Here is a 9,690-nt window from a genome sequence, read left to right on the forward strand (position 1 = left end):
GGCCGGCCTTTTTTACTTGGCGCTGGCGCTTCAGTAATGGCTTCATCAGGCATGTCAGAATCGATTTCGTCTTCTGCGGTAAACACAGTTCCAGCGCCATTCTCTTTGGCATATATAGCTAGCACCGCCTTACATGGAATGACCAAGTTACGTGCAACACCACCAAAACGCGCATCAAAAGTAACCTCCTCGTTGCCTAGCAATAATTTACCTGTCGAACTTGGAGAAACATTGAGCACGATTTGCCCCGCTTGCACATGTTCTTGCGGAACTTGCGTGCCAGGGTAGGTCGCATTGACCACCAAGTACGGTGTGAGATTGTTATCAACAATCCACTCGTAAAAGGCGCGTAATAAATAAGGCTGGTTCGCTGTCATCGGTTTTATAACTTTATAATGGGTTATGAATTTCGCGTTCTTGATCAGTTAAAGACGCCTTAAATGAACTGCGCTCAAATATACGTTTCATATAAGCACGAACATCTTTACTGCCATTACCTACTAACTCAATTTTGAGGGCGGGTAAACGCCACAACAACGGTGCTAAATAGCAATCGACTAAACTGAATTCTTCACTCATAAAATAAGGCGTTTCAGCAAACAAGGGCGCTAAACTTAACAAAGCTTCACGTAGTTCGTTACGAGCAGTTTCAACGTCGCCTTTGGCTTGTAAAATTTGCTCAGCTAGTTTGTACCAATCATTTTGAATTCTATGCATGGTCAAACGGCTCTGGCCACGAGATACTGGATAGACTGGCATCAAAGGTGGGTGTGGGAAACGTTCGTCTAAGTATTCCATAATGATGTGAGAGTTATACAATACTAACTCCCTATCAACTAAGGTAGGCACGGTGCCATAAGGATTTAAGTCAATTAAGTCTTCGGGCAAATTATTAGGATCAGTGTAACAAATTTCTACACCCACACCTTTTTCAGCCAATACGATTCTGGCCTGGTGACTGTATATATCTAAAGTATCTGAAAACAACGTCATGATAGAACGTTTATTGGTGGCTACAGCCATTTAACTCTCTCCTAAAATATCTCTACTCTATATCCGTTTGATTCAGATATAACACTTAACCAACTTAGCAGACTTAATTTGACCAGCTACTAGTGTGGCGACATAGACTAAAACTGAAAAGAAAGGGGCTATTCGCCCCTTACCATAAAATTTTGCGGATTATACATTATTTTTTGCCAATGCGTTTGGCAAATTAATGTACATCTCTCCAATATTCTTTTTTCAGTAGGTAAACCAACACGAGTAATACCAATAAGAACAACATCACGTAGCGGCCGATACTTTCAGATTGCAAACGGCTTGGCTCACCGGTGTAAACCATATAGTTAACTAAGTCGAGCACAGCAGCATCATACTCTTCAGTGCTCATCACACCGGTACCATCAGACTTTAAGCCCACATGACGCTCAACCATTTCTCCGTCAACCATATGCTCTTCCGTTGCTTTAGTTGGTATCCCTTGTAACTCTTGGAGTGCATGAGGCATGCCTACTTCAGGGAAGACCAAATTATTCACACCAAAAGGACGGCTATCGTCTTTATAGAAACTACGTAAATAGGTGTAAATCCAATCCGCGCCACGTACTCGAGCAACTAAGGTCAAATCAGGCGGTGGAGCGCCAAACCATTTAGCCGCGGACTCTGCAGGCATAGCATTGGTGATATGTTCGCCTGGCTTTTCCTGTGTGAACATCAAGTATTCAGATCCTAGATCGACTGGAATATCTAAGTCGGCAAACGTACGTTGATAACGTTGGTATTGCATTTGGTGACAGCCTAAGCAGTAGTTCATGAATAACTTAGCACCATTTTGCAGTGACGCTTTATCCGTTAGGTCATAATCTGCCTTATCCAAGTGTGCGTTACCGCCAGCTGCAAATACACTAACTGGCATCAACAAAGATAGTAGGACTAATAGTTTTCTCATTCTGTAATCCTCGCTGGTACCGGTTTACACTTTTCATTCTTACTGTAAATAAACAACAAACCAAAGAAGCCAAAATACATGATGGTAGCGATTTGCGATGCTGTAATTTTCCAATTTTCTTGTGGAGTACCACCTAGGTAACCTAAGAAAACAAATACCGCTGCAAACACAAGTAGATTCCATTTATGCAAACCACAACGGTAACGCCACGACTTCACTTTACCGCGATCTATCCAAGGTAATAGAGCCAAGGCAATGATTGCAGCAAACATTGCAATAACTCCACCCAATTTGTCTGGTACCGCTTTCAAAATCGCATAGAAAGGCGTGAAGTACCACACTGGGAAAATGTGAGGAGGTGTCTTTAAAGGGTTAGCAATCTCAAAGTTGGGATGTTCTAAGAAGTATCCGCCCATTTCAGGATTGAAAAACATCACGTAACAGAAAGCCAACAAGAAGAAAGCAAAACCAACAAGGTCTTTTAACACTATATGGGGGAAAAATGGGACGATATCATCGACGATGTCATACTTGTTAGTGTAATACTCGTGAATTTTAAACTTGGTTTTTTCCTCTTCGCTCAGTGAGCCTTTCTTACGTTTCACGTCGGTACCGTCAGGGTTGTTTGAACCCACTTCATGCAACGCTACGATGTGTAAGAAAACTAAGATAACGATAACCAAAGGCAGTGCAATAACATGTAATGCAAAGAAACGGTTAAGCGTTGCGCCTGAAATGACGTAATCACCTTGGATCCATATCACTAAATCTGGACCAATGACCGGAATAGCACTGAACAGTGAAACAATTACCTGAGCACCCCAATAGGACATTTGTCCCCATGGTAATACGTAGCCCATAAATGCTTCGGCCATAAGCGCTAAGTATATGAACATACCAAACAGCCACAATAACTCACGTGGCTTTTGATAAGAGCCGTAAATCATGCCGCGGAACATATGTAAATATACTACGATGAAAAAGGCTGACGCACCTGTACTGTGCATGTAGCGTAAGATCCAACCGTAATCGACATCACGCATGATATATTCAACTGAGGCAAAGGCACCTTCAGCTGTCGGGTTATAACTCATGGTCAACCAAATACCTGTGACAATCTGGTTAACTAATACGATGGTAGCTAAAAAGCCGAACATGTACCAAAAGTTCATGTTGCGCGGCGCAGGGTATTGAATCGCGTGTTGGTTTGCAACGCGCATGATCGGTAAACGATACTCGATCCAATCCATTAGGTTTTTCCACATATTATGCTGCCCCTTCTTCAGAACCAATCAAAATAGTATTGTCATCCAAATACATGTAAGGCGGCACAACTAAGTTGAGTGGTGCTGGTACATTTTGGAAAACACGCCCTGCCATATCAAACTTTGAACCATGACAAGGACAGAAAAATCCTTCTTGTACACCTTCCACATATTCAGCAAATGCACCATCTTTTAGGTGCTGGGGAGAACAGCCCAAGTGAGTACAAATACCCACTAACACCAAGAATTCTTCTTTTAGCGAGCGATAACGATTTTTAGCAAACTCAGGTTGCTGGGCTTCCTCGGAATTTGGATCTTTCAACTTATCTTCATCATCAGCCAAAGATGCTAATAATTCAGGTGTCCTTCTGGCGATCCACACAGGCTTACTTCGCCAAATAACGCGAATTAACTGACCTGGCTCGATCTTGCTGATATCTGCCTCAACATCAGCACCAGCAGCTTTCGCTTTAACACTGGGGTTCCACGATCCAATAAATGGCACAGCTGCGCCAACTACACCGACACCACCTACTACAGAAGTAGCAACCGTTAAAAAACGGCGACGACTGTTGTCTTTAGGTTGGTTTTCGGTTCCAGACGAATCATGCGCATCTAAAGATACATTGCTCATCCAATTTTCTCCGAGGGTTGCAATTGCTTAAACTTAGCTAGTAAAGAGTAATAATTCTTAATACTCAAAAATAGAAGTAATGGTTTTACTATTAACCGAAAATGATAAAAGAAAACCCACACAAAAGACAAGGCTTTCGTCAATAAATCGAAGAATTACTGATACTTACTTGGCTAGTTATGGATTTTCGCTTTAACACTTTCAATTTGCTCAAATTACAGACAAAAAAAACCCAGCCAGAGCTGGGTCTTTAAATCTGTATCTCTGCAACGATTAACGTTTAGAGAATTGCGGTTTCTTACGTGCTTTATGAAGACCGACTTTCTTACGCTCAACTTTACGTGCGTCACGAGTAACAAAGCCCGCTGTACGTAGTGCTGGACGAAGAGTTTCGTCGAATTCCATCAATGCACGAGTAATACCGTGACGAATTGCACCAGCTTGTCCGCTGATACCACCGCCCGCTACTGTTACGTACAAGTCAAACTTCTCAGTCATTTCTAACAATTCAAGAGGTTGACGTACGATCATACGCGCTGTTTCACGACCAAAGAATACATCTAAAGGACGTTTGTTAACCACAATGTTTCCGCTACCTGCACGAAGAAAAACACGAGCGGTAGAAGTTTTGCGGCGGCCTGTGCCGTAATATTGAGTATCTGCCATGTGTAATGCTCCTTAAAGGTCTAGTACTTGAGGCTGTTGAGCAGCATGTTTATGCTCAGGACCAGCGTAGACTTTCATTTTGCGGAACATGTCACGTCCAAGAGGACCTTTTGGTAACATACCTTTAACCGCTTTTTCAATGATCATCTCTGGTTTGTGGGCTTGTAACTTTTCAAAGTTAGTCTCTTTAAGACCGCCTGGATAACCAGTGTGTGAGTAGTACATTTTACCCTGGGCTTTATTACCAGTTACACGTACTTTCTCAGCGTTGATCACAACAATGTAGTCGCCTGTGTCCACATGAGGTGTGTACTCAGGTTTGTGCTTACCGCGTAAACGGCTAGCGATTTCAGTCGCGATACGACCTAATGTTTTGTCCGCGGCATCTACCACGAACCAGTCACGTTTTACCGTTTCTGGCTTAGCAACAAAAGTTTTCATCTAAAATTACCCAAAAAATTAATGTATGTTACTTGGTTTCAGTCAGTTAAAAACGCCACCTAAGTATCGTTTTTACCGCCAGAAACCGCTTAAAATCAATGTTTTGACCCCTTCGAGTCTATTGATTCTTCCACTTTCCCAAAGTGGGGGTAACTGGGCAGGTCGCGGATTATACAGAAGATAAGAAAAAACGCGAGAGTATTTGTATAAAATTTCAAAGCCGAGGTTCCTTCGCTAGTGTCATTAAAGTCGACCAATAGCCAATCCCGACCGAGTTGTAAGCTAAACCACTTTCACGAGCTAGCCTGCCTGCCAATTTCAGACTAAAGTCTTGACCCAAATGATCGGCGCTATTGATTTTACAGCTGTCAACAGGCTCATATGACTAAGCAATAATGTAATAAAAATGAGGCTCGATACTATTTTAGAAAGTTAGGCAGCAAAACAGGCGTGTTGTTCTTATAGTTTTGATACTCATCCAGCCCCTGCCAACGTTCGTCGGCTTTTGCTTCCAATAATGGGATACCACTAATTTTTGTCAGCAGTAGTACCACAAAAAAGGGCGAAAGTAGTGTCATGTACTGCCAACCTTGTAAGGCTGGCAGTGCGAGTAAAGCAATACCAAACCACAATATAATCTCGCCAAAATAATTAGGGTGGCGGGAATAACGCCATAAACCCTGACAGATGAATGGAGTTGGTTTTGTTTCCTGACGTTTGAATTGACGCTTTTGTTGGTCAGCAATGATTTCAATAGCAAAACCAAGTATCCAAAGTAGGATGGCGATCCCATCAATCATGGTGAGAGACACTTTTTGCGCCGAACTTATTGCCGCGACAGCGCAGCCAGCGGTCACTATTATCCAGAGACCTTGAACGGTCCACGCCAATAAAAATCGCATAAAATCATGCTTAATACTATCAAAACGCGAATCGGAACCATCCTGCCCTACCCGCTTAAATAGAAACAGCGACAATCGCAAGGCCCAGATGCTGACTAAAACTGTCAATAGCAACGAGCGCATATCAAATTGGTACGTAGCCAAAAACATTCCACCAACAAAAACTAAATAGCTCACACCGCCTACCAAATCGTAAAAATGCTCTGTTTTTTTGATGTAAGCAGGAATAAAGGCTAACCACTGAATGAGGAAAACAATCAACACCGCCATGACAAGAAGCGGTACAGCTGTAAATTCACCAATATTAAATTGAGGCCCATACTGGCCACCAGCCCATGCAAAAAGTAAGGCTATTAGCACCACGAAAAATAAAACTAGACTAGTTTGGGTTTTGCTCATCGATAACTGCCTTTCAGTGATATGTAGTCTTCTCTACGTGTGCAAGGGCAAAATTAGACTACTTTATTTTTAGATGCGTTTTTGTTTAAACGTTTGAGTCATTGAGTGTTTGTTAAACCTTTCTTTTAACAATACGTAAGAAAAAGCGTATTTTGATGTTTATTCGCTTTTACAACAACAAAATATATAGCAAAGTGTCCGCCAATCTTGTTTGGCCTGACAAAATAAGAGCATCTAACCTACCCACTTAACTTTAGAATGGTTTTGGGATTGCAAGTAAATTTCGTTTTGTTGTTAACGCAAAAAAGGATCATCATGAAAAAAAGCATGAGTTCAACAGTAGTTTTAGGGCTTATCGGTAGCATCTTTTTATCTTCTACTTTGTCATTCGCTAGCAGTTTGTCGCCAGATGTGAGCGCTCAAAGCAAACATAGTCTCGCCACAACTAAAATTGTAGGCGGTCAAGAAGCTGAGTCTCAAGATTGGCCGTGGATGACCGCATTTGTCTTTACTTTTGAAGACTTTACTACATCCCTTCGAGTAGATGACCAATCATACACTTCGAACTATTTCAGCGGAGGAGGAAGCGGCTTTGCTTCTGGTAATATAGTAAGTTGCGGCTTAGGTGGGCCGCCTGAAACACCATGTATCAATGCGACGGGCAAGGTGTGTTTGATCGAGCGAGGAGAGTTCAATTTTTCGGATAAGGCACTTAACTGCGAAGCTGGAGGTGGGGTGGCTGCCATCATTTACAACAACGAAGCGGGTGAAATTTCCGGTACCTTAGGTGAAGGTTTCAATGGCACTATTCCAGTCGTTGCTGTTACTCAAAATATTGGATTGCTGTTACTTGAAAGAGAGGGGGCGTTTGCTGAGGTGAACGTTTCCAGTACCTCTGAATTACAACAAAGCGCCTCGTGTGGCGCGACCTTTTTAGGCGAAAAATGGGTTTTAACCGCCGCCCACTGTGTTGATTCACCGAGTGCCTCTCTTTTCAAGATGAACGTAGGTGAATACGATTTATCAGAGGGAGCAGAAAATGCAGTTGCCATTAAAAACATTTACATCCATCCTCAATATGATGCAGATGCCATCGATTATGATATTGCTTTGGTTGAATTAGTCTCTTCGGTCAACTCCCCAGCAGTAAAGTTGGCGAGTCAATCAACAACGGATCTCTATGCCATCGAAAATAGTCCAGCCATTGTAGCAGGCTGGGGAGGCCGAGTTGGCTATGCCCCTGGCGAAGGACCCACTTCAGATTATCCAGATATACTCCATGAAGTAGAGCTCAATCTGGTTACTAACGATGAATGCCGCGCAATATTAGCTGAATCAATTGGTACAACAGCGCTAAACACAGGCGTTACTAGTAGAATGATTTGTGCCGCGCAAGCCACTTCAGGCAAAGGTTCGTGTCAAGGTGATAGTGGCGGTCCTCTGGTCATACAAACTGGCACAGGCCCCGAGCAAGTCGGTTTGGTCAGTTGGGGGATAGGCTGTGCAGCAGCGGGCTATCCTGGCGTATTTACTCGAGTAGCGGAATTCACTGACTGGCTAAATGCCATTCAAACGGGTATTGCCATCACTCAAAGTTTTGATTTCGGTGTATCACCTTCAGGTGTAAGCCAATCAGCAACTTTACAGCTAACAAATAACTCTGATTTTATTGTTGATTTAGGGTTTACGCTTACAGGTAGTCTTGCCTTTAGTCTAGGCACTGATACTTGCTCTAACTTAGCGCCTAGCGCTACCTGTGAGTTAATAGTCAATCTCAATGGTACGCAGGCTTCAGATATAAATGCCTCTGTAACAATACAAAGCAACAATGCTGCAGTACCTGCCAGCAGTGCAGTGTTATCTGCGACTGTCATTAACACCGCTTCAGCACTAGCGGGTGTAGCAGGCCCCGCTAATGCAAACGTGAGATGGTATTCGGGCGGCAACAGAAACTGGGAAGCAAACCCAATAGAGAATGGGGTGCAAAGCGGCACTATTGGCAACAATCAAGAAAGTATTATTACTGCATTTATTTCGGGGCCAGGTACCTTAAGCTTTCAGTGGTCGGTTTCTTCAGAGGAAAATGAAGATGACCCAAGCGATCCTTATGACGCTTTATATTTATTCGTCAATAATGAAGAGTTTGATTTTATCTCAGGTGAAGTCGAATTTGTAACCTACCCAACAATTACCTTAAATACCGACACCAATATCGTGACTTGGACTTACCGTAAGGATCCTGCGACCATCAGTGGTGATGATAAAGGCTATTTACGAAACGTAGTTTTTACTCCAACCCCGGTTACAACGACACCCACTCCAACGGCTCCCACCTCCAATAATGGCGGTGGGGGTGGCGCAATCAACTGGTTGGCGCTTCTATTATTAACAGGTCTGCGTTTATTTAGAAAAAAATAAAACGTGTTTTAATACCCACTTTGGCGTTTACAAAGTGGGTTTACTTTTTGTTGTTTGAGGGCAAAGCAAAGCACGACTTAAGTTTTTAGTTGCTTTTTAACTTGCTGCCAGACTTCTTCCATTTCACGTACTGAACAATCGGCTAGATTTCGGCCCGAATCGACAAAATGCCGTTCTAACAAACGAAAGCGTTTTTCAAATTTAATGGTTGCCTTTTGCAAGGCGCTATCAGCATCAACATGTGTATGCCGTGCGAGATTTACTGCAGCGAACAGTAAATCACCCACCTCCTCTTCTACTGCTTGAACATCTACTTCCACGGCTTTTACTTCTGCCAGCACTTCATCCACTTCTTCATAAATTTTATCAACTACGCCTCCAAGCTCAGTCCAATCAAAACCGACTTTGGCGCATTGTTGTTGAATTTTTTGCGCGCGTTTTAATGGTGCCATGCCACTTGGAATATTGGCTAAGATGCTGGTATCAAGGGCAGGTGTTTTGTTTAGCCTCTCTTGAAATTTAATCGCTTGCCACTGGGCATCAAGTTGTTCAGCTGTTAGTTCGACTTTTTCAGCAAATACATGGGGGTGCCGGCGGATTAATTTTTCGCATAAATGCTCAGCAATACTGTCAAAATCAAAATGTCCTTGCTCTTGGCCAAGTTGTGCATAAAAGATCACTTGAAATAACAAATCAGCTACTTCGTCTTTTACATCATGCATATCACCGTTGTGAATTGCGTCGGCGACTTCATAAGCCTCTTCTATGGTGTGTGGTGCAATACTAGAAAACGTTTGTTTGCTATCCCATGGACATCCATTCTCAGGATCACGTAACTGCCTCATGATGCTGCGTAAGTGCTCACTCACCGTAAGCTTATCTGACATTATTGGCTCCCATTTAATTTTCCTTCGGCTGTGTAGGCCTCTTCTCAGTCATGACATCCTCATTTATAGAACGCTGAAACAAATATCAATTAGTTAACTTGATTAAGAGTACGATGCGCACAGTTAA

At 42.7% G+C, this 9,690-nt stretch carries 10 protein-coding genes; 1 reads left to right on the forward strand and 9 read right to left on the reverse strand.

Going from position 1 to position 9,690, the window contains the following annotated elements:
* The 8 genes from NWQ57_RS16295 to NWQ57_RS16330 form a co-directional block, all read right to left on the reverse strand.
* Nucleotides 1-377 (reverse strand): ClpXP protease specificity-enhancing factor (locus tag NWQ57_RS16295; protein WP_306023224.1); only part of this gene is annotated, 377 nt, incomplete at its 3' end.
* Between the two features lie 13 nt (nt 378-390).
* Nucleotides 391-1,023: a stringent starvation protein SspA gene (gene sspA / locus NWQ57_RS16300; protein ID WP_306023225.1), complete on the reverse strand. Its 633-nt coding sequence runs from the start codon at nt 1,021-1,023 to the stop codon at nt 391-393.
* A 193-nt stretch (nt 1,024-1,216) separates the two neighbouring features.
* Complete coding sequence (locus tag NWQ57_RS16305; protein ID WP_306023226.1) at nt 1,217-1,951, reverse strand: cytochrome c1; 735 nt, start codon at nt 1,949-1,951, stop codon at nt 1,217-1,219.
* Nucleotides 1,948-3,216 carry a cytochrome b N-terminal domain-containing protein gene (locus NWQ57_RS16310; protein WP_306023227.1) on the reverse strand — a complete coding sequence of 423 codons (1,269 nt, stop codon included), beginning with the start codon at nt 3,214-3,216 and terminating at the stop codon, nt 1,948-1,950. The genes NWQ57_RS16305 and NWQ57_RS16310 overlap by 4 nt, the downstream gene beginning before the upstream one ends.
* Nucleotide 3,217: 1 nt before the next feature.
* Nucleotides 3,218-3,850, reverse strand: coding sequence for a ubiquinol-cytochrome c reductase iron-sulfur subunit (petA, locus tag NWQ57_RS16315; protein ID WP_306023228.1), 633 nt, complete (start codon nt 3,848-3,850; stop codon nt 3,218-3,220).
* A gap of 273 nt (nt 3,851-4,123) precedes the next feature.
* Nucleotides 4,124-4,516: a 30S ribosomal protein S9 gene (gene rpsI / locus NWQ57_RS16320; RefSeq protein WP_306023229.1), complete on the reverse strand. Its 393-nt coding sequence runs from the start codon at nt 4,514-4,516 to the stop codon at nt 4,124-4,126.
* Nucleotides 4,517-4,528: 12 nt separating this feature from the next.
* Nucleotides 4,529-4,957: a 50S ribosomal protein L13 gene (rplM, locus tag NWQ57_RS16325; protein ID WP_306023230.1), complete on the reverse strand. Its 429-nt coding sequence runs from the start codon at nt 4,955-4,957 to the stop codon at nt 4,529-4,531.
* Between the two features lie 419 nt (nt 4,958-5,376).
* Nucleotides 5,377-6,258 (reverse strand): DUF1295 domain-containing protein, encoded by an 882-nt coding sequence (locus NWQ57_RS16330; RefSeq protein ID WP_306023231.1) that lies wholly within the window; start codon nt 6,256-6,258, stop codon nt 5,377-5,379.
* Between the two features lie 315 nt (nt 6,259-6,573).
* Here NWQ57_RS16330 and NWQ57_RS16335 point away from each other — a divergent pair, with 315 nt between their 5' ends.
* Nucleotides 6,574-8,676 carry a trypsin-like serine protease gene (locus NWQ57_RS16335; protein WP_306023232.1) on the forward strand — a complete coding sequence of 701 codons (2,103 nt, stop codon included), beginning with the start codon at nt 6,574-6,576 and terminating at the stop codon, nt 8,674-8,676.
* Between the two features lie 77 nt (nt 8,677-8,753).
* Here the strand turns inward: NWQ57_RS16335 and mazG are convergent, their stop codons facing one another.
* Nucleotides 8,754-9,563 (reverse strand): nucleoside triphosphate pyrophosphohydrolase, encoded by an 810-nt coding sequence (mazG, locus tag NWQ57_RS16340; RefSeq protein WP_306023233.1) that lies wholly within the window; start codon nt 9,561-9,563, stop codon nt 8,754-8,756.
* Nucleotides 9,564-9,690: the final 127 nt, after the last annotated feature.

The organism is Paraglaciecola sp., assembly GCF_030730205.1.
In the GTDB taxonomy this organism is placed as follows: domain Bacteria; phylum Pseudomonadota; class Gammaproteobacteria; order Enterobacterales; family Alteromonadaceae; genus Paraglaciecola.